Source organism: Nocardioides ungokensis (assembly GCF_013466985.1).
Classification (GTDB): domain Bacteria; phylum Actinomycetota; class Actinomycetes; order Propionibacteriales; family Nocardioidaceae; genus Nocardioides; species Nocardioides ungokensis.
In genome coordinates this window covers 1018457-1037255 of the sequence record NZ_CP059164.1, presented here as the reverse complement: position 1 = coordinate 1037255, position 18799 = coordinate 1018457, and the positions used below count along the sequence as shown (strand labels likewise).

Below are 18799 nucleotides of genomic sequence, written 5' to 3'. Positions count from 1 at the left end.
CCAGGGTCACGGGATCTCGACGGACTCGGGCGGCGACGGCTCCAGGGCCGTGACGCACGGGCCCGAGGACCACCACTCCCCCAACGCGTCGAGCACCTCGTCGCCGAGCGGGTTCACGCCGCGGCCCTGGGCCAGGGCCTGTCCCGCGAGCACGTGCAGGCACTTGACCCGGTCGGGCATGCCGCCGGCCGAGATCCCCTCGATCTCCGGCACCGAGCCCAGCGCGGCGCGGGCCTCGAGGTAGCGCTCGTGCGCCGCGGCGTACGCCGCCGCCAGCTCGGGGTCGGTGCCGAGCCGCGCCTCCATCTCCTTCATCAGGCCGGAGCCCTCGAGGGTCCCGATCCGCGAGGCCGCCCGAGGACAGGTGAGGTAGTAGGTCGTGGGGAACGGCGTCCCGTTGGGCAGCCGCGGCTCGGTGGTCACGACGTCGGGGTTGCCGCAGGGACAGCGGTGCCCGATCTCGTGGATGCCGCGCGGGTCCCGCCCGAGCTGGGCGGCAATCGCCGCCGTGTCGCGCGCGGTGACCGGGTCGCTCACTGCTTCTTCCCTCCAGAGCCGTTGATCGTCGTGGCCGGCGGTGCCTGCGGCTTGGGCGGGTCGCCGGCCAGCTTCACCGACTTCCACTCGGTGGTCCACCATGCGGTGGGTGCGTGTGGGCGATCGTCGCGGGGTCCGTGAGCGAGCTCTGGGTCTCCAGAGGCTTGCCGTCCTCGCCGAGCACGACGTACGACGTCTCGCCGGGCATGAGGTAGCCGAACCTCTGGCGGGCCTGCGCCTGCACGAACGCCGGGTCGTGCCAGCGACGCTTCTCCCGCTCCAGGTCGTTGATGTTGGTCTCGCGCTGCGCGATCTGGGTCTTGAGGTCCTCGATGTGCGCGCGCTGCTGCAGGTAGGCCCGCATCGAAGACGCGTAGGACACCGCGAGCACGGCGACCACCAGCACCAGGATCGCGGCGCGACCCGTCAGCCGCGGCCGGCGGGGACGGTCGCCGCCCTGGGCGGAGGCCCCGCCTGCCGGCGGCAGCGGCGGCCGGCCGCCGCGACCCGAGCCCGTCGTACGCCCGGGTCCGGTGCGGCCCCGGGCGCTGCCGCCCTTGGCGGCAGCGCCCCGGGACGGCGTGCGGCGGTTGTCGGCCATGACGACGATCTTGCCCCGGTCAGCCCTGGAATCGCGGGAATGCGGCCGCGCCGGCGTAGCGCGCGGCGTCGCCCAGCTCGTCCTCGATGCGCAGGAGCTGGTTGTACTTGGCCACGCGGTCGGACCGGGCCGGCGCGCCGGTCTTGATCTGGCCGCAGTTGGTGGCCACCGCCAGGTCGGCGATCGTGGTGTCCTCGGTCTCGCCGGAGCGGTGGCTCATCATGCAGCGGTAGCCGTTGCGGTGGGCGAGCTCGACGGAGTCGAGGGTCTCGGTGAGGGAGCCGATCTGGTTGACCTTCACCAACAGCGCGTTGGCCTGGCCGCCGCTGATGCCGCGCTGGAGCCGCTCGACGTTGGTGACGAAGAGGTCGTCGCCCACGATCTGGGTCCTCGTGCCGAGCTGGTCGGTGATCGCCTTCCAGCCGTCCCAGTCGTCCTCGTCCAGCGGGTCCTCGATGGAGACGATCGGGTACGACGACACGAGGTCGGTGTAGTACGCCGTCATCTCGTCGGCCGACTTCGAGCCGCCCTCGAAGGCGTAGGACCCGTCCTTGAAGAACTCGGAGGCCGCCACGTCCATGGCGAGCGCGATGTCGCGGCCCAGCGTGAGGCCGGCCGCCTCGACGGCCTCGGCGATCAGGTCGAGCGCAGCGCGGTTGGAGTCCAGGTTCGGGGCGAACCCGCCCTCGTCGCCGAGCCCCGTGGAGAGGCCCTTCTTCTTCAGCACCGACTTCAGCGCGTGGTAGACCTCCGCGCCGGAACGCAGCGCCTCGCGAAAGGTGGGCGCGCCGATCGGCGCGATCATGAACTCCTGGATGTCCACGTTGGAATCGGCGTGCGAGCCGCCGTTGAGGATGTTCATCATCGGCACCGGCAGCAGGTGGGCGTTGGGGCCCCCGACGTAGCGGTAGAGCGGCAGGCCGGCGGAGTCGGCCGCGGCGCGGGCGACGGCCAGCGAGACGCCGAGGATCGCGTTGGCGCCCAGGTTGGCCTTGTTGGGCGTGCCGTCCAGCTCCAGCATCGTCTGGTCGAGGAGCCGCTGGTCGTCGGCAGCGAGGCCCTCGACCGCCGGCGCGATCGTCTGGATGACACCGGCCACGGCCTTCTGGACGCCCTTGCCCACGTAGCGGTCGCCGCCATCGCGGAGCTCGACCGCCTCGAACGCACCGGTGGAGGCGCCGCTGGGCACCATCGCACGCGCGAACGCGCCGTCGTCGAGCAGCACCTCGACCTCGACAGTGGGGTTGCCGCGCGAGTCGAGGATCTCGCGGGCTCCGACAGCTTCGATGGATGCCACGGGTCTGCTCCTGGGGTGGGTCGAGGGATTCGGCTGGGCCGCACCTCAGCCTAGCCCCGCGCGGCCGTCGTTCCGGGGAACACCCGCGGCGACGGGACGCGACGAGCGGCATGTCGGCGCATTACTTCTGGGATGACACAGCCGCCGCAGGACCCGGTGGCGCGGACCGCGGCGATGTTCGACGGGATCGCGCCCAGCTACGACCAGTCCGGCGTGCCGTTCTTCGGCACCATCGCGGGCGGGCTGGTGGACCTGCTGGCTCCGCGGCCGGGCGAGCGGGCCCTCGACGTGGGGGCCGGCCGCGGCGCGGTCACCGTGCCGGTGGCCGAGGCGGTCGGTCCGCAGGGGCGGGTGGACGCGATCGACGTCTCCCCGGGATGGTCGGCCTCCTGTCGGCGGCGACCCGCCACCTGCCGCAGGTGCGCGTGGCGGCCGGCGATGCCACGGACCCGCGGCTCGACGGGGTGTCCTACGACCTGGTGGCGGCCTCGCTGGTGCTCTTCTTCCTGCCCGACCCGGTGCGGGCGCTCCGCCGGTGGGCCGGGCTGCTCGAGCCCGGCGGCCGCGTCGGCGCCGCGACGTTCCGGCCGTGGCCGTCGACTGGCAGTCGATCGAGGACATCTTCGACGAGCACGCCGAGCCGACGCCGGGGCCCGGCCCCACCACCATGCCCGAGGTGTACGCCGAGGACGCGGGCGTCGAGGGCCTCTTCCGGTCCGCCGGGCTCACCGACGTGCGGACCGAGTGGCGACCTACGCGATCCCCTTCGCCGACCTCGAGCAGTGGCGGGTCTGGTCGCTGGGGACGGCCATGCGCGGACTGTGGATGCGCACCCCGGAGGAGTCGCACGGGGAGATCCTCACCCGGGTCGGCCAGGTCCTGGAGGAATCGGCGGCGCCATGGACGTCAGCATCCGCTACACGCTCGGGGTCGCGCCGAGCCGGTGAGCCCTCGGCGGGTGCGGCTCAGAGCACGCGACGCACGGCGTCGCGGAGGGCCTGCTCGGGGTCGACGCCCGCCGCGTGGGCCTCGGCGACCAGCGCGAGCAGGCGTCACCGAGGCTGGTCTCGGTGGTCTCGGTGCTGTCAGGGGCCTCGGTCGCCGACGCGACGGGCGTGACGTCGACGGGACGACCCTCCCGAGCCAGCCGGTCTACCACCTTGTCGGCGTACAGCAGGGCGGGCAGCGTCGGGGGAAGCCCGTCGGTCACGGACTCGCGCGCCTTCTCCTCGGCCTTGATCGCCTGCCAGGCGTCGTTGATCGCGGCCGCGTCCCCCGCCGGCGCGCGGGGCGCCCCCTCGGGCGCGAAGACGTGCGGGTTGCGGCGGCGCATCTTCTCGGTGATCCCGCGGGCCACGTCGTCGAGCGTGAAACTGCCGGCCTCCTCGGCGACCACCGCATGGAAGTAGACCTGCAGGAGCAGGTCACCGAGCTCCTCGCACAGGTGCTCGGCGTCGGCCGCGGTCGCCCGATCCGCGTCCTCCCAGGTGTCGAGGGCCTCGAGCGTCTCGTGTAGCTCCTCGACGAGGTAGCGCGCCAGCGAGCGGTGGGTCTGCTCGCGCTTCCAGCCGCACTCCGCCCGGAGCCGCCTCATCACGGCCCGGAACTCCACGAGCGGCTCGTCGGAAGCCATGGCCGACGGCTAGCCGCAGCGGTTCGAGGCGGGGAGCCCCGCCGCGTAGGTCTGGTCGGGGGTGGAGGCTGCGCCGCTCCTGGCCGTGTCGCTGAGGGCGTAGGAGATGCTGGTGTCGGTCGGGACCGTCTGGTCCTGCTCGATCTTCAGCCCGAACTGCGGGTCGATCGAGATGCTCTGGTCGGCGAGCCAGGCGCTGAACGCCTTCTTGCCCGCGGCCGCCTCGTCGGCGGCGCTGGCCTTCGTCGTGCCCTGGGCCTTCAGCTCCTGCTTGCCGACGGCCTGCTCGACGCCGGTGATGTAGTCGGCCGAGGACTCGATGGTGATCACGGCGTCCTGCTGGTCCTGGGGCAGGGACGCGACGGCCCCCTGGAGCTGCGCCACCTTCTGGTCGTACTGCGAACCCGCCGACACGCCCCTGTCCGCCGCGAACTGCTTGGCCGCCGCCACCAGCGTGAGCCGGCCCGCGACGCCGGTGCGCAGGTAGTTCATGGGCAGCACCTGGTTGTTGGACTGGAGCTGGTTGGTGATCGCGGAGCAGTAGCTGCTCGCGACCGAGTCGACCTGGGAGACGGTGATCGACTGGTCGCCGACCTGGGCTGCGACCCCGGGGTGGAAGTCGGCGCCCGCGACCCCGCACCCGGACAGCCCGACGGCGAGGAGCAGGGCCAGGGCGGCAACCCGGGGAGCGGGACGACCGGCCAGCGGGCGGGGCTTGATCACGACGACTTCTCCTCGGTGGAGGGCTCGCTCTAGGCGCTGCCCTGTGACTTGTCCTGCGGCTTGTCCTGGGGCGGATCGATGATGGCGTCGATCACACCGCGAGCCCATTCAAGCAAAGCCACCCCCGTGATCGGATGACCCCCGACCACTGCGGTCTGCGGGCGTGGCACGAGGATCGTGTCGAGCTGGGTCTTCACGATCGACTTGGGGTACATCCGGTTGAGGCGTACGACGCGCGAGTCCGGCAGCGAGACCGGCGCGAACCGCACGTTCCTGCCCGCGATCGTCACCTCCCCGACCCCCGCCTGACGGGCCCGGGCCCGGAACCGCGCGACCAGCAGCAGCGAGGCGACCTCCTGCGGCGGCTCGCCGTAGCGGTCGAGCATCTCCTCGTTGAGCAGGTCCACGTCGTCGTCGGAGCGGACCTCCGCGAGGCGCTTGTACATCTCCAGCCGGAGCCGCTCGCTGGGGATGTAGTCGTGCGGCAGGTGGGCGTCGACCGGCAGCTCGATGCGGACCTCGTTGAGCTCCGGCTCCTTGTCGCCGCGGAACTCGTTGACGGCCTCGCCCACCAGCCGGACGTAGAGGTCGAAGCCCACGTCGGCGATGTGGCCCGACTGCTCGCCACCGAGCAGGTTGCCGGCGCCGCGGATCTCGAGGTCCTTCATCGCGATCGCCATGCCGCCGCCGAGGTCCGAGTGCTGCGCCAGGGTGGCCAGCCGCGCGTGCGCGGTCTCGGTGAGCGGCTTCTCCGCGGGGTAGAGGAAGTAGGCGTACGCGCGCTCGCGCGAGCGGCCCACCCGGCCGCGCAGCTGGTGGAGCTGGGAGAGGCCGAGGGTGTCGGAGCGCTCGATGATCATCGTGTTGGCGTTGGAGACGTCGAGGCCGGACTCGACGAGCGTCGTGCAGACCAGCACGTCGAAGCGCTTCTCCCAGAAGTCCAGCATCACCTGCTCGAGCTGGCGCTCGTTCATCTGGCCGTGCGCGGTGGCGACCCTCGCCTCGGGGACGAGCTCCTTGATCCGGGCCGCGGCCTTCTCGATGGAGCTGACCCGGTTGTGGATGAAGAACACCTGGCCCTCACGCAGCAGCTCCCGGCGGATGGCCGCGACGACCTGGCGGTCCTCGTAGGCGCCGACGTAGGTCAGCACCGGGTGCCGCTCCTCCGGCGGGGTGGTGATCGTCGACATCTCGCGGATCCCGGTGATCGCCATCTCCAGGGTGCGCGGGATCGGCGTGGCGGACATGGACAGCACGTCGACCGACGTGCGCAGCCGCTTCATCTGCTCCTTGTGCTCGACGCCGAAGCGCTGCTCCTCGTCGACGATGATCAGCCCGAGGTCCTTCATCCGGATGTCGGGGTTGAGCAGCCGGTGGGTGCCCACCACGATGTCGATGCTGCCTTCGGCCAGGCCGGCGATGACCTCCCTGGCCTCCTTGTCGGTCTGGAAGCGCGAGAGGCCCTTGAGCACCACCGGGAAGCCGCTCATCCGCTCGGCGAATGTCGAGAGGTGCTGGGTCACCAGCAGCGTCGTCGGCACCAGCACCGCGACCTGCTTGCCCTCCTGCACGGCCTTGAACGCCGCGCGCACCGCGATCTCGGTCTTGCCGTAGCCCACGTCGCCGCAGATCAGCCGGTCCATCGGCACGGTGCGGCGCATGTCGGACTTGACCTCGTCGACGGTGCTGAGCTGGTCGGGCGTCTCCTGGAACGGGAAGGCGTCCTCGAGCTCGCGCTGCCACGGGCTGTCGGGGCCGAAGGCGTAGCCCTGGGTGGCCTGCCGGGCGGCGTACAGCTTGATCAGCTCGGCCGCGATCTCGCGGACCGCCTTGCGGGCCTTGCCCTTGCGCTTGGCCCAGTCCGCGCCGCCGAGGCGGTCCAGCGACGGCTGCTCGCCGCCGACGTAGCGGGTGACCTGGTCCAGCGCGTCGGCCGGCACGTAGAGCCGGTCCGGCGGCCCGCCACGCTTGGAGGCGCCGTACTCGAGCACGAGGTACTCGCGCACCGCGCCGCCGACCTCGCGCTGCTTCATCTCCACGAAGCGCCCCACGCCGTGCTGCTCGTGGACCACGAAGTCCCCGGCCTTGAGCTCGAGCGGGTCGATCTGCCGCTTGCGCCGGGCCGGCATCTTGCGCATGTCGCGGGTGGAGGACTTCTGGCCCGAGAGGTCCTCGCCGGTCAGCAGCACCAGGCGGTTGGTCTCGTCGGCGAAGCCCTGCGAGAGCGCCCCGCAGGTCACCGTGACGACGTGCGGGTCGAGCACCAGGTCGTCGGGCTCGACGAGGCGGGCGGGGACGTCGTGCTCGGCCAGGACCTCGACCATGCGCTGGGCGGGCCCGTGCCCGGGGTGGACCACCGCGATCCGGTGGCCCTCCTCGACCCAGCGCCTCATGTCGCCGAGGGCCCGCTCGACGTCGCCGCGGTAGGCGTCGACCGGGTGGGCGGGCAGCTTCCGGCTCGGCACCGCGCCGGCCAGCACGTCGACGTCGACGCTCACCACGTTGCCGAGGTCGTCACGCAGCGGCGACCCGCCCTCGGTCGGGAGGCCGTCGTCGGCGATGCCGAACGGGCTCATCGTCCACCACGGCTTGTGCTGGTCCAGGGCGTGCTCGCGCACGTCGGCGATGGAGCGGTACGACGCGGCACCGAGGTCGATCGGGGCGGTGCCTCCACCGGCCGCAGCGGCCCAGCTCGCCCCGAGGAACTCCTCGCTGGTGGCGACCAGGTCGTGGGCGCGGCTGCGGGCCCGCTCGGGGTCGAGCACGAGGACGTGGGTGTCGTCGGGCATCAGGTCGACCAGGAGCTCCATGTCGTCGACCAGCACCGGAGCCAGCGACTCCATGCCCTCGACGGCGATGCCGGCGGCGATCTTGTCGGTCAGCTCGACCAGCTGGGGGTGCGCCTCGCCCAGCTCGGCCGCGCGACGGCGTACGTCCTCGGTCAGCAGCAGCTCGCGGCACGGCGGCGCCCAGAGCCGCTCGACCTTGTCGAGGGTGCGCTGGTCTGCGACGGAGAAGCTGCGGATCTCCTCGACGTCGTCACCCCAGAACTCCACGCGCAGCGGGTGCTCCTCGGTCGGCGGGAAGACGTCGACGATGCCGCCCCGCACCGCGAACTCGCCGCGCTTCTCGACCAGGTCGACGCGGGAGTACGCCGCGTCCGCGAGCCGGCGCACGACGTCCTCGAGGGACGCGGAGTCGCCGGGGGTGAGCTCCACCGGCCTCAGCTCGCCCAGGCCCTTGACCTGCGGCTGCAGGATCGAGCGGACCGGAGCCACCACGACCTGCAGCGGCCCGTTGGTCACGTCGGTGCCCGGGTGCCGCAGCCTCCGCAGCACCGCGAGGCGGCGCCCGACCGTGTCGTGCTGGGGGGCTCAGCCGCTCGTGGGGCAGCGTCTCCCAGCTCGGGTAGTAGCCCACCCCGGCGGGGTCGAGCAGTCGCCCAGAGACGTGACCAGGTCCTCGGCCTCGCGGGCGGTGGCCGTCACCGCCAGCACGGTGCGGCCCTCCCGGACCAGGCCGGCCACCAGGAAAGGTCGCAGCGCCTCGGGTCCGGTGAGGTCGAGCGCGCGCAGCGTGCCGCCGCGGGCGTCAGTCAGGGCCTCGGCGAGGACGGGCTCGGCGAGGACGGCGTCGGCGAGGCCGGTGAGCGGCACGGGAGAGCTCCTGGGATCGGGACGGACAACACGACAGCCCCCGGTCACGGGTGACGGGGGGTGCCCGCTCACTGTACCCGCGGGCTCCGACGAGGCGGTCGTCACGAACCCGGGCAGCCCAGCCCGAACAGCCGGCCCGAACAGCCGGGCCGAACCGGCGCCCGAAAGGCCGGCCGAGCTGGTGGGCCGGAGTCGGTCACCTCTCTTGGGTAATCGGGCCCCGATCGCCTGAGGCGCCCGGAGCCGTCTTCCTACTGTCGATAGAACACCGGGTGGTCCCGGTTGCCCGGGACCTGACCCATGAAGAAGGTTCCGCCGTGCCGACCATGCGCATCCTCGCTCTCACGACAGCTGCCGCAGCCGCAGCAATCGGCGCGAGCCTGGTGGCCGGGAGGGCGGTCGGCCCGCGCGGCCAGCTCTCGGCGGCAGAGACGACGCACGGCCCCAGCCGGGCCGTCACGATGAGCCGGGCCGGCGGCGACACCGGGAGCGGCCTGGTGAACGGCTACCCCGGTGCGTGATCCCGGCTGTCCCCGGGAGCACGGGCCTGAGCACCAGCGTCATCCCCAGCGGCCACCAGGTCCAGGCGGCGCTGATCGCACGCCTGGACGGCGACCCGGCCGCGGTCCTCCGCTTCTACCGCACCCGCCTGACCCGGCTGGGGTTCACCGCGCACGAGCGTCCCGCGGCAGTCGGCGCGACGGCACTCGCGTTCACCGCCGGTGACGGGTCGGTCGTCGTGACAGCGACGCCGGGCCACCCGACCAGCTACAGCGTGTTCGCCGTGCTCGCCGTCGGAGGAACTGATCAGCGGCCCGGATGATCACTCGCGCGCTCGAGCAGGCCGGCCCGGCCAGGTCGTTCGCAGCGCTGCACACCTGCCGAAGTCGAGGCCGGCCCGGTCCGCGATGTCCAGCAGCGTGGCACGGCCGTCGCTGTACGCGAGGGTCCAGAGCATCGCCATGACGGTGTCCGAGGCCGACCTGCCGCCGGTCGTCGGGTAGAGCCGCGCTTGCCCAGCTGCGGCTCGCCGTGCGCGGCTGAGGTTGAGGTAGGCGGCGTCGTTCTCCAGGATCTCGACGATGCGCAGCAGCGCGTCGTACGCATCGAGCAGCTTCTCGTCCGCGAGGAAGCCGAGGTTGTCCGCGGACGTGTGGTACTCGGGGTACTCGCCGTGCGGGGTGCGCGTGAGCCGGCCGACCGGCAGGTCGAACCGATCGCGTTGAACTGGCGTTGTCGTAGCCGTACGGCGAGTAGTCCCGGACCTCGCCCTGCCGGCGCCGCACCACGTGCGTCGCCGCGCGGTCGATCGTCGGTCCCGCGTCGGGTCCTCTTGTAGACCAGGGGCCCCGGGCCGCCGAGACCGGTGAGCACCAGCCCGTGCCGGATCCGGTCGAGCAGCGCGCCGTTGCGGCTCAGCCAGGTGATCGACCCGATCGTCCCCGGCGCGAAGACGAACCGGTAGGAGAACCGACGCCTCGCGAGCCCCGCCAGCGTGCGGGCCAGCTCGATGGCGACCACGATGCCGGAGAGGTTGTCGTTGGCGAGCGACGGGTGGCACACGTGGGAGGTGAAGAGGATCTCGTCGGCGGTGTCGCCGGGGATCACGAGCTCGCGTACGTCAGCTCGCCGGGCTCCAGGGTGGTGTCCACCACCACCTCGAAGGGCCCTCCCCCATCGCATCGAGCTGCCGCTGGGTCAGGCAGAAACCCCACGTGCGCTTGTAGTACGTCGTCCGGTACGGGATCCAGTCCGGGTGCTCGGGCAGGGTGTGGAGGGTGCGGTCGCAGCTCGTCCATCGACATCCGTGCGCGCACCGGGACGCTGTAGCTGACCAGGTGGAGGTTGTGCTCCTGGAAGTCCACGACCCGACGGCCGTTCGCGTCCGCGATCCAGGCGTCGCGGACGTTCCACTCGTCGTTGACGGTCCAGTCGTACGCCGCCGTGCCCGACGGGACCGCGCGACGCTCCAGCACCAGCGGGGCGGGCAGCGCCTCGCCGACCAGGTCGAGCGTCCGCCGCACGCCGTCGCCGTGATGCTGCGGCAGATCGGGTAGAGCCGCTCCATGTGCGACCGCATGCGCGCGGCCCGGGTCCCGTCGTCGACCGCCACCATCCCGTCAGCGTCCCGGGTCAGGACTTCATGAACAGCAGGTCGTCGAGCAGCCCCTGGCTCCGCAGCTGGTTGATCCGCTCCAGGCGCACGAACCGCGCACCTCGAAGTCGGCGGCCTCCAGGCCGTTGCGCTCCATGTCCGCACCCAGCTCGTCGATCCCGGCAGGGGACCGTCCAGCTGGGACGGAACCCGGGCAGCAGCGAGGTCACCTTGCCGAAGTCGACCCGGTAGTCCCGCTTGTCGGGGGCCGCCCCCTCGGCGAACGTCACCGGCACGTCGAACCGCTCGGCGACGGCGTTCGCGATGTCGCGGATCTGCACCACGTCCTCGTCACGGCCGATGTTGAAGGCCTGGTCGTGCACGAGGTCGCGATCGGCCTCGAGCACCGCCAGGAACGCGTTCGAGAGTCCCGCACGTGCACCAGCGGGCGCCAGGGCGACCCGTCGCTCTGCAACCGCACCTCGCCACGGGTGAAGGCCGTGCCGGTGAGGTTGTTGACGACGATGTCGGCGCGCAGCCGCGGCGACGAGCCGTAGGCGGTGGCGTTGCGAAGGTAGGTCGGGCTGAAGTCGTCGTCGGCCAGCCGGGAGATGAGCTGCTCGGCCATCACCTTGCTCTCGCCGTAGGGGGTGACCGGGTTGAAGTCGCTCTCCTCGGTGACCGGAGCGTCGCCGGCGGCGCCGTAGAGCGAGCACGAGGACGAGAACAGGAACCGCCGCACTCCGGCGGCCTTCGCCACCTCCGCCATGTGTGCCGCCCCGTGGGCGTTCACGGAGTACGTCGCCTCCGGGTTCAGGTGCCCGACGGGATCGTTGGAGATAGCCGCGAGGTGCACCACGGCGTCGAAGCCCGCGAGGTCCTCGGGCTTCTGGTCCCGGATGTCTCCCGTCCGCGACTCGTAGTCGGTGGCCGGCGACCCGAAGTCACAGCCGTCGTACCACCCGGCGTCGAGGCCGACGACCTCGTGGCCCGCCTCCCGCAGCACGGGCACGAGCACGGCACCGATGTACCCCCGGTCACCGTTGACGAGCACCTTCATGGATTTCTCCTCATCCTGTGTAGACGGCGTAGGCGAGCAGCTCCTCCGGCACACCCGCGTCGTACGGCTCGATCACCGCGTCGGGCAGCCGCTCCAGGTCGGACACCCGCAGGTAGTCGCGGAGGGTGGTGCCGGTGCAGTGCGAGTCCACGTTCGGCGATCCGTGCCCCGCCTCGACGTCGGCACGGTGCACGGTCCGGAAGTCGACGCTGATCCGGGTCCGGCCCGAGGTGTTCGGCACGGAGGAGTGCAGCTGGGCCCCGGAGAACACCATCATCCCGCCGACCGGCGGGACGGGACGGATCTGCGGGTCGAGGTGGATCTCCTGCTCCGGCTTGGGCTGCTCGCGCGTGTCCACGCCGATCTGCGACGCAGCCTGGGCCCTGCTGTCGCGGTTCCACTCGTAGTAGTTGTAGCGATGGCTGCCGTTCTCCACCGGCTGGTCGAAGTAGTCCGGGTGGAAGGCGACCACATTGTCCGGCGACACGTCGTAGACGGGCAGCCACCAGTTCACCTGCATCATCGGCGCCGAGTACCACGTGTCGCGGTGCGGGTGGAACGCGTAGGCGATGCCGGTCGTGAGGTAGTCGTCGGAGGTGGAGGTCCGCAGCCTCGGCACGTCGAAGTAGGTCAGCTCCGGGTCGCAGCCGTGCTCGCTCAGGATCGCCCGCAGGTGTCGCTTGGACTCGGGATGGTGGATGAACGCCGGCTTCAGCCCGGCGAGCACCCCGGCGTACGTCTCCACGTCCAGGTCGTACTGCGCGGTCTCGGGGTCGAGCCCGTCGAAGGCCTCCTCGACCATCCCCTTGGTGAACGCCACGAAGTCCCGGACCGACGCAGAGGCGGTGTGGACGAAGATGTCCCCCGTGAAGAGAGCCGTGCGGCGTTCGTCGTCACTGACTCCCGGGTCGATGATGATGCTGGTCATTGCTTTCCCCGTTCTCCTTCCGAAGAGGACCGCCGAGCGCGGTCCAGCTCTCGTGGGGCGGCGTACTCCCGCAGGGCCGGCGCGACCGGCCTCCCGAGGAAGGAGCCGGTGGCGTCGCCGCGCTCGAGTGCCTCCCGGTAGGCCGGCAGTGCCCCTCGTACGGCGTCGACCGTGAGCCGGAGGTCGTCGTCGGTGTGGGCCGCGGAGACGACGAAGGACTGGCCGAGCACGCCGCGGCGCAGCAGCTCCTGCAGGAACAGGGTGCGGTACGCCTGGGACGGCTCGCCGTCCGGGCCACGGTTGGTGAAGACCAGGCAGGAGGGTCTGCCGATCACAGCGATGTGGTCCTCGAGACCGGCGTCCCTGATGGCGGCGTTCGCCGCGTCGGCCAGCTTCCTGCCCTGGCGCTCCATGACGCCCACCACGTCCCGTTCCCGGTACGACCGCTCTACGGCCAGGTAGGCCGCCAGTGCCGCCGTCTCGGCACCGTGCGTGGTAGACAGCAGGAAGACGCGGGACGCGTCGGTACGCAGCCCGCCGAGCTCCATCAGCTCTCGGCGGCCGGCGAGCGCGGAGATCGGGAACCCGTTGCCGAGGGCCTTGCCCCACGTCGACAGGTCCGGCGTCACGCCGTACACGTGCTGGGCGCCGTGCAGGGACCACCGCATCCCGGTGATCATCTCGTCGAAGACCAGCACGAAGCCGTCCTGGTCGGCCAGCTCGCGCAGCCCTTCGAGGAAGCCGGGCGCGGGCTCCGCCAAGGCTGTCGCGGGCTCGAGGATCAGGCAGGCGATCTCTCCCGGGTACCTCGCCAGCAACGATCGGACCGAGTCGAGGTCGTTGTAGTCGAAGCCGACGGTGAAGCGGCGCTCCTCGTCCAGGATGCCGGCCCGCATGGGCGTGGTGCCGATGAACCAGTCGTCGCTGGAGAAGAAGGGATGGCTCCGGCAGATCGCCACCCGGCTCCGGCCCGTGGCCGCCCGGGCCAGCTTGACGGCCGCGGTGGTGACGTCCGATCCGTTCTTGGCGAACTTCACCATGTCCGCCCCGGGCACCTGCCCGAGAAAGGTCTCCGCCGCCCGGAGCTCGATCCCGCTGGGCCGGGTGAAGCCGGTCCCGTCGATGATCGCTCGTGCCACCGCCGAGGTCACCGGCTCGTAGCCGTGCCCGAGGGTCACCGCTCGCAGACCCATGCCGTACTCGACGAAGGTGTTGCCGTCCAGGTCCTCGACCCGTGCGCCGAACCCCCGCGCGATCACCGGGGCCATGCCTTCGGGGTACTGGTCCGAGCCCCGTGCGTAGGTGTGGGCGCCGCCGGGGACCAGGTCGTGCAGCCGCGCCTGGGCCGCCCGCGACCTCTCGAACACGGGATCCGGGGGCGTTTCACCGGCCACGACGACATCCCCGACGGCCGGGGCCGTGCGCAGGAGCGCCGGCAGCGCGAGCGCAGCGTCCGCGAGGGCGCGCGCAGCGTCGGCGAAGATGCGGGGCCCGGTCACCGCGCACTACCTGGGCCGGTGACATCCAGCACGACCTTCGATGAGAAGAAGCCCTCCGCATGGGTCTCCCGGCACTCGACGCCACGGATCCGCATCAACCCGAGGAAGAGCTCGTCGTCCCACCAGTCGCGGCCGGCCTGCGTGGGGAAGCAGTCGTTCAGGAGCGCGACCTTGCGCCGTGCCTGCTCGTCGGTGAGTGGGACGAAGTGCGTGGGAGCGCCGAGGTCTCCGTCCCACTTGGGGATCTCGTAATGGAGGATCAGGGCGTCGCGCCAGACCGTGCTCGCCAGCGTTCCCACCAGCCGGTGATCCTGGTGGGCGTCGTCGACCCGGGGCGCGAACACGACGTCGGGCTGGCACCGCGTGGCCACGTCCTCGAGGGCCTGCTTCGCCTGCCCCCAGTGCTCCGGCAGCCTGCCGTCGGGCAGTCCAGCGGTCTCGACCTTCGCGCCGGGGAAGAAGCGGTCCAGCGAGACCGCCGCCTCGTCCGCTCGCTCACCCGAACCCGTCAGCACGACGCCGGTCGCACGCACGTCGGAGCGTTCGCCGAGCCGGAGCAACGTCCCCCCGCACCCGATCTCGACGTCATCGGGGTGTGCGCCGAGGCACAGAACATCCAGCGGCTTGTCGCCGAGTGACAATCCGATCACGCCGTCCTCCCCACTTCTCATTCGCCACACGTCAGCGAACGTGACGATCTTTTCGAGGAGTGGGAGCGGTCTGTGACGACACCGGGACCGAGTCACCAAGTTTGGGGGGAGGTCCCGTCCCCAGGATCGGGGACGCCACGCGTGGACGCCCCGAGCGGCGGCCGCCCATACAGGCGATATGCCGGTCAGGACCTTGCTGCGGTGGTCTGCGCGGCCTAGGTTCGCGATGAGGCCACGACGTGTCCGGCGTCATCGTCCAGGCCCCCACCCGGGGTGAGGAGCAGCATGACACTCCCACCAGCTCTCGGCTCCCATCAGTCACCTCGCCCGACCCGGCTGCCGCTACGACGTCCTCGTCGCGCTTCTGCGGCTCGCGGTGGAGCGGTGCCGGCGGCCGTCGTCCTGGCGGTCGTCCTCGGGGGGTGCGTCGCCGGCAACGACACCGGGCCGTCGAACCGGTCGCCCACGGGCGGCACCCACGCCGTCCACACCCCGGCCGCGCCCACGGAACCGCCGGCACGGATCTGTGGCTCGCCCGGGCTGCGCGGACCCGCGACCCAGCCGGCAGGCACGATCCGTGTCTCCCCCTCGCAGCCCCTGGACCGGGTGGTCAGCAGCGCGCCGCAGGGAGCCACCTTCTGGCTCACCACCGGGGTGCACCACCTCGGGAGGGGCAGGTTCGACCAGATCGAGCCCAAGGACGGTCAGTCCTTCATCGGAGCCCCTGGCGCGGTCATCGACGGCCGGCACGCCAACCTGTACGCCTTCACCGGCAAGGCCACCGGGGTCACGGTCGAGCACCTCACGATCCAGAACTTCGGGGCGCCCGGGGACAACAACAACGAGGGTGTCGTCAACCACGATGCCGGGCACGACTGGCGGATCCGGCACAACACCGTGCGCGGCAACGCCGGCGCCGGCGTCTTCGTGGGCAGTGGCGACGTCGTCGCCGACAACTGTCTGGTCGACAACGGCCAGTACGGCTTCAGCGTCTACGAGGACCAGGGCGTCCACGACGTGGTGCTGGAGCACAACGAGATCGCAGGCAACAACACCGACGACTGGGAGTCCCGGATCCCCGACTGCGGCTGCACCGGCGGCGGCAAGTTCTGGCAGACCCGCGACGCCCGGATCCTCGACAACTGGATCCACGACAACCACAGCGTCGGACTGTGGGCGGACACCAACAACACGGGGTTCCTGGTCCGGGGCAACTACATCTCCGACAACCGCAGCGAGGGCTTCATCTACGAGACCAGCTACAACGCCGCGATCGTGGCCAACACGTTCGCCCGCAACGGGTTGGTCGACGGGCCGAAGAACCCCGGCTTCCCACTGCCGGCGTTGTACCTCTCGGAGTCCGGCAGCGACACCCGGGCGGGAGAGGCCTACGGCGAGACGTTCCAGGTGACCCGCAACAGGTTCATCGACAACTGGAGCGGAATGATCGCGTGGGAGAACGCCGACCGCTTCGCGGGATCCCCCGCCAACACGAGCTCGGGCTACACCACGCTGGTCAACCCGCACGTGGCGACCCTCGCTGCCTGCAGCGACCCCGGCACGGTCAGGACGAAGCCCTACGTCGACGACTGCCGGTGGAAGACCCAGCACCTGCGCGTGCACGAGAACACCTTCCGGTTCACGCCGTCCCACGTCGGAAGCGCATGCACCGCGGCGGCCGGCTGTGGCTTCGTCGGCCTGATCTCCAACTACGGCACCTACCCCCGCTGGTCGCCGTACAAGGGCGAGACGGTGGAGGACGACATCACGTCCGGGCAGGACAACCGGTGGTACGAGAACCAGTACATCGGCCCCTGGCGCTTCCAGCTCCACGAGCTGGGCAACTCGGTGTCGTGGCAGACCTGGCGTGCACCCGGCTACGGACAGGACAGCGGCAGCGTGCTGCGGTGAGCCCGGGGCCGGTGACCCAGCGGCCCGGCCGGCCGGGCGCCTACCCCGCGTTGTACGAGGGCTGTGGCTCGTCCACCGAGGTGACCGGCCTCCCGAGCTCGACGGGCCGGTCGCGCCACAGCGCCCACGGGCTGATCCCGTGCCGGTACAGACCCTCCAGGTGGGTGCGCTCCTTCAGCGTGTCCATGGGCGCCCAGAACCCGTCGTACCTCGCGGCCAGCATCTTCCCGTCACGCGCGGCCCGCACACAGCCGTCCATGACCAGGTCGTCGCCCTCGTCGAGGTAGTCGAAGATCCCCTGCCGGAGCACGAAGTACCCGCCGTTGATGCACATCGCCATGTCGGCGACCGCGGTCAACCCCGTGACCTTGCCGTCGTCGGCCATGTCCACGACGTGGAAGGAGTCCTGGGGCTTCACGGCGAGGAACTGGGCGACGGCGTCGGTGTCCAGGAAGTCGTCGATGAGGTCGTTCATCGGCGCGTCGGTCAGCACGTCCCCGTAGTTGGCGAGGAACACCGAGTCGTCCTCGAGGTAGGGGCGGACCCGGCGCAGCCGCTCGCCGATCGCGGTGTCGATCCCGGTGTCGATGAACGTGATCGTCCAGTCGCTGATGTCGGTGCCGAGCATCTCGACGTGGTCACCGCCCTTGGTCAGGACGAAGTCGTTGGACGCGGTCTCGCGGTAGTCCAGGAAGTAGTCCTTGACCGCCTGCGCCCCGTGGCCGAGGCACAGGATGAACTCCGTGTGCCCGAAGTGGGCGTAGTAGCGCATGACGTGCCAGAGCACCGGGCGGCTCCCGATCGGCATCATCGGCTTGGGCAGCGACTGGTTGTCCGCACGCATCCGCATGCCCAGTCCACCGCAGAAAAGCACCACCTTCATCGTCAAACCTCCGTGTCGGCTCAGAAGATCTCGAGCTCGGGCAGGGCGACGACGAGGCGTGCCCCCCACTCGCGGACGTACTCCAGCTGGGCACTGATCTCCTTGCGGAGGTTCCAGGGCATGACCAGCACGTAGTCGGGTCTCGCCTCGGCCAGCGCCTCGACCGGATGGATCGGGATGTGCGTCCCCGGCAGGAACTTCCCGTGCTTGTGCGGGTTGCGGTCGACGCTGAACTCGACCAGGTCGCTGCGGATCCCGCAGTGGTTGAGCAGCGTGTTGCCCTTGCCGGGCGCACCGTAGGCGACGACCTTCTTGCCGTCGCGCGCACAGGCGATGAGGAACTCCAGGAGGTCGTTGCGCACCTTCGCCACCGCGGTCGCGAACCCGTCGTGGCCCTCGACCGTGTGGAGGCCGGCGCCGGCCTCGGCGGCGAGCACGGCGGCGACCGAGAGCGTGGCCGGGCGGGCGGACTCGGTCGGCATCGACCAGGTCCGCAGCGATCCCCCGTGCGTCGGGAGCTCCTCGACGTCGACCACGGTCAACCCGGCTGCAGCCAGCACCCGCTGCGTCGTCAGCAAGGACAGGTACGAGAAGTGCTCGTGGTAGATCGTGTCGTACTCGTTGCCGTCGATGAGCCGGAGCAGGTGCGGGATCTCGATGCTGACGTAGCCGTCGTCGGCGACCAGCGCGCGCAGGCCCTTGCTGAAGTCGACGATGTCCGGCACGTGGGCGAACACGTTGTTCGCGACCACCAGGTCGGCCTTGCCGTGCCTCTCGGCGACCTTGGACCCCGACTCCTCCCCGAGGAACATCACCTCGGTCGGCACGCCCTTCGCGACCGCGGCCTCGGCGACGTTGGCGGCGGGCTCGATCCCCAGCGACCGGATCCCGCGGGCCACGCTGTGCTGGAGGAGGTAGCCGTCGTTGCTGGCGACCTCCACGACGAACGAGTCGCCGTCCAGGCCCAGGCGCGCAGCGGCCTGGTCGACGAACTTCTCCGCGTGCCGCACCCACGAGTCGGAGTACGACGAGAAGTAGGCGTAGTCGGTGAAGATGTCCTCCGCCGGGATGTAGGCCGGCAGCTGGACGAGCAGGCACTGGGAGCAGACCCGCACATGGAGGGGGTAGAACGTCTCCCCCTGGTCGAGCTGGTCCGCCGACAGGTAGCTCTCGCAGGGCGGCGACATTCCGAGGTCGACGAACGTGTGCGTGAGCTCGGCCCAGCACAACCGGCAACGAGGACTGCTCATAGAGGGTATTTCCTTTGTCCAGACGCGGTCACACGCCCGTCGCGTGTGATAGTCGAGTCTCGAATTCGACCGCGGA

General features: G+C 71.1%; 18 protein-coding genes and 1 pseudogene. 4 read left to right on the top strand and 15 right to left on the bottom strand.

All coding sequences use genetic code 11. The features are described 5' to 3' along the window. Nucleotides 1-6: 6 nt before the first annotated feature. From H0S67_RS05175 to eno, 3 genes are all read right to left on the bottom strand, one after another. Nucleotides 7-537: a DUF501 domain-containing protein gene (locus tag H0S67_RS05175; RefSeq protein WP_246355142.1), complete on the bottom strand. Its 531-nt coding sequence runs from the start codon at nucleotides 535-537 to the stop codon at nucleotides 7-9. Nucleotides 538-610: 73 nt separating this feature from the next. Further along, nucleotides 611-1138, bottom strand: a complete 528-nt coding sequence (locus tag H0S67_RS05170) for an FtsB family cell division protein (protein ID WP_246355141.1) — start codon at nucleotides 1136-1138, stop codon at nucleotides 611-613. Nucleotides 1139-1157: 19 nt separating this feature from the next. Beyond that, the gene (eno, locus tag H0S67_RS05165; protein WP_180935710.1) at nucleotides 1158-2435 is read right to left on the bottom strand and encodes a phosphopyruvate hydratase; all 1278 of its coding nucleotides are present in this window, start codon (nucleotides 2433-2435) and stop codon (nucleotides 1158-1160) included. Between eno and H0S67_RS27825 the strand changes: the two genes are divergently transcribed. Continuing rightward, nucleotides 2429-3382, top strand: a complete 954-nt coding sequence (locus H0S67_RS27825; RefSeq protein WP_425489880.1) for a class I SAM-dependent methyltransferase — start codon at nucleotides 2429-2431, stop codon at nucleotides 3380-3382. The two genes, eno and H0S67_RS27825, sit on opposite strands and share 7 nt — an antisense overlap. Here the strand turns inward: H0S67_RS27825 and H0S67_RS05155 are convergent. The 3 genes and pseudogenes from H0S67_RS05155 to mfd form a co-directional block, all read right to left on the bottom strand. After that, entirely contained in the window at nucleotides 3352-4068 is a 717-nt protein-coding gene (locus H0S67_RS05155) for a MazG nucleotide pyrophosphohydrolase domain-containing protein (protein ID WP_180935708.1), read from the bottom strand. The genes H0S67_RS27825 and H0S67_RS05155 overlap by 31 nt on opposite strands. 9 nt (nucleotides 4069-4077) lie before the next feature. After that, a complete protein-coding gene (locus H0S67_RS05150; protein WP_180935707.1) occupies nucleotides 4078-4791 on the bottom strand; it encodes a hypothetical protein in 714 nt (237 codons plus the stop codon). 29 nt (nucleotides 4792-4820) lie between these two features. Next, a pseudogene (mfd, locus tag H0S67_RS05145) lies at nucleotides 4821-8447 on the bottom strand (transcription-repair coupling factor). A 326-nt stretch (nucleotides 8448-8773) separates the two neighbouring features. Between mfd and H0S67_RS05140 the strand changes: the two are divergent. Together H0S67_RS05140 and H0S67_RS05135 are read left to right on the top strand one after the other, a co-directional pair. Next, nucleotides 8774-8968 carry a hypothetical protein gene (locus tag H0S67_RS05140; RefSeq protein ID WP_180935706.1) on the top strand — a complete coding sequence of 65 codons (195 nt, stop codon included), beginning with the start codon at nucleotides 8774-8776 and terminating at the stop codon, nucleotides 8966-8968. Next, nucleotides 8965-9270, top strand: a complete 306-nt coding sequence (locus H0S67_RS05135; protein WP_180935705.1) for a hypothetical protein — start codon at nucleotides 8965-8967, stop codon at nucleotides 9268-9270. The genes H0S67_RS05140 and H0S67_RS05135 overlap by 4 nt, the downstream gene beginning before the upstream one ends. Here H0S67_RS05135 and H0S67_RS26455 read toward each other — a convergent pair whose 3' ends face one another. From H0S67_RS26455 to H0S67_RS05110, 7 genes are all read right to left on the bottom strand, one after another. Continuing rightward, nucleotides 9271-10008 (bottom strand): DUF4910 domain-containing protein, encoded by a 738-nt coding sequence (locus tag H0S67_RS26455; protein ID WP_281368960.1) that lies wholly within the window; start codon nucleotides 10006-10008, stop codon nucleotides 9271-9273. A 60-nt stretch (nucleotides 10009-10068) separates the two neighbouring features. Then, entirely contained in the window at nucleotides 10069-10194 is a 126-nt protein-coding gene (locus tag H0S67_RS27820; RefSeq protein ID WP_425489920.1) for a DUF2172 domain-containing protein, read from the bottom strand. A 386-nt stretch (nucleotides 10195-10580) separates the two neighbouring features. After that, entirely contained in the window at nucleotides 10581-10883 is a 303-nt protein-coding gene (locus H0S67_RS23145; protein ID WP_219635485.1) for a hypothetical protein, read from the bottom strand. Then, on the bottom strand, nucleotides 10829-11602 hold the full coding sequence (locus tag H0S67_RS05125; protein ID WP_219635484.1) for an SDR family oxidoreductase: 774 nt from the start codon (nucleotides 11600-11602) through the stop codon (nucleotides 10829-10831). The genes H0S67_RS23145 and H0S67_RS05125 overlap by 55 nt, the downstream gene beginning before the upstream one ends. A gap of 10 nt (nucleotides 11603-11612) precedes the next feature. After that, nucleotides 11613-12530 (bottom strand): phytanoyl-CoA dioxygenase family protein, encoded by a 918-nt coding sequence (locus tag H0S67_RS05120; RefSeq protein WP_180935704.1) that lies wholly within the window; start codon nucleotides 12528-12530, stop codon nucleotides 11613-11615. After that, nucleotides 12527-14029: a glutamate-1-semialdehyde 2,1-aminomutase gene (locus H0S67_RS05115; protein WP_219635483.1), complete on the bottom strand. Its 1503-nt coding sequence runs from the start codon at nucleotides 14027-14029 to the stop codon at nucleotides 12527-12529. The genes H0S67_RS05120 and H0S67_RS05115 overlap by 4 nt, the downstream gene beginning before the upstream one ends. Next, a complete protein-coding gene (locus H0S67_RS05110; RefSeq protein WP_219635482.1) occupies nucleotides 14026-14679 on the bottom strand; it encodes a PIG-L deacetylase family protein in 654 nt (217 codons plus the stop codon). Before H0S67_RS05110 ends, H0S67_RS05115 begins: the two co-directional genes overlap by 4 nt. A 384-nt stretch (nucleotides 14680-15063) precedes the next feature. Between H0S67_RS05110 and H0S67_RS05105 the strand changes: the two genes are divergently transcribed. Then, nucleotides 15064-16590: a right-handed parallel beta-helix repeat-containing protein gene (locus H0S67_RS05105; RefSeq protein WP_180935702.1), complete on the top strand. Its 1527-nt coding sequence runs from the start codon at nucleotides 15064-15066 to the stop codon at nucleotides 16588-16590. Nucleotides 16591-16630: 40 nt separating this feature from the next. Here the strand turns inward: H0S67_RS05105 and H0S67_RS05100 are convergent, their stop codons facing one another. Then, nucleotides 16631-17473 (bottom strand): sugar phosphate nucleotidyltransferase, encoded by an 843-nt coding sequence (locus H0S67_RS05100; RefSeq protein ID WP_219635481.1) that lies wholly within the window; start codon nucleotides 17471-17473, stop codon nucleotides 16631-16633. 20 nt (nucleotides 17474-17493) lie between these two features. Then, complete coding sequence (locus H0S67_RS05095; RefSeq protein ID WP_180935701.1) at nucleotides 17494-18723, bottom strand: class I SAM-dependent methyltransferase; 1230 nt, start codon at nucleotides 18721-18723, stop codon at nucleotides 17494-17496. Nucleotides 18724-18799: the final 76 nt, after the last annotated feature.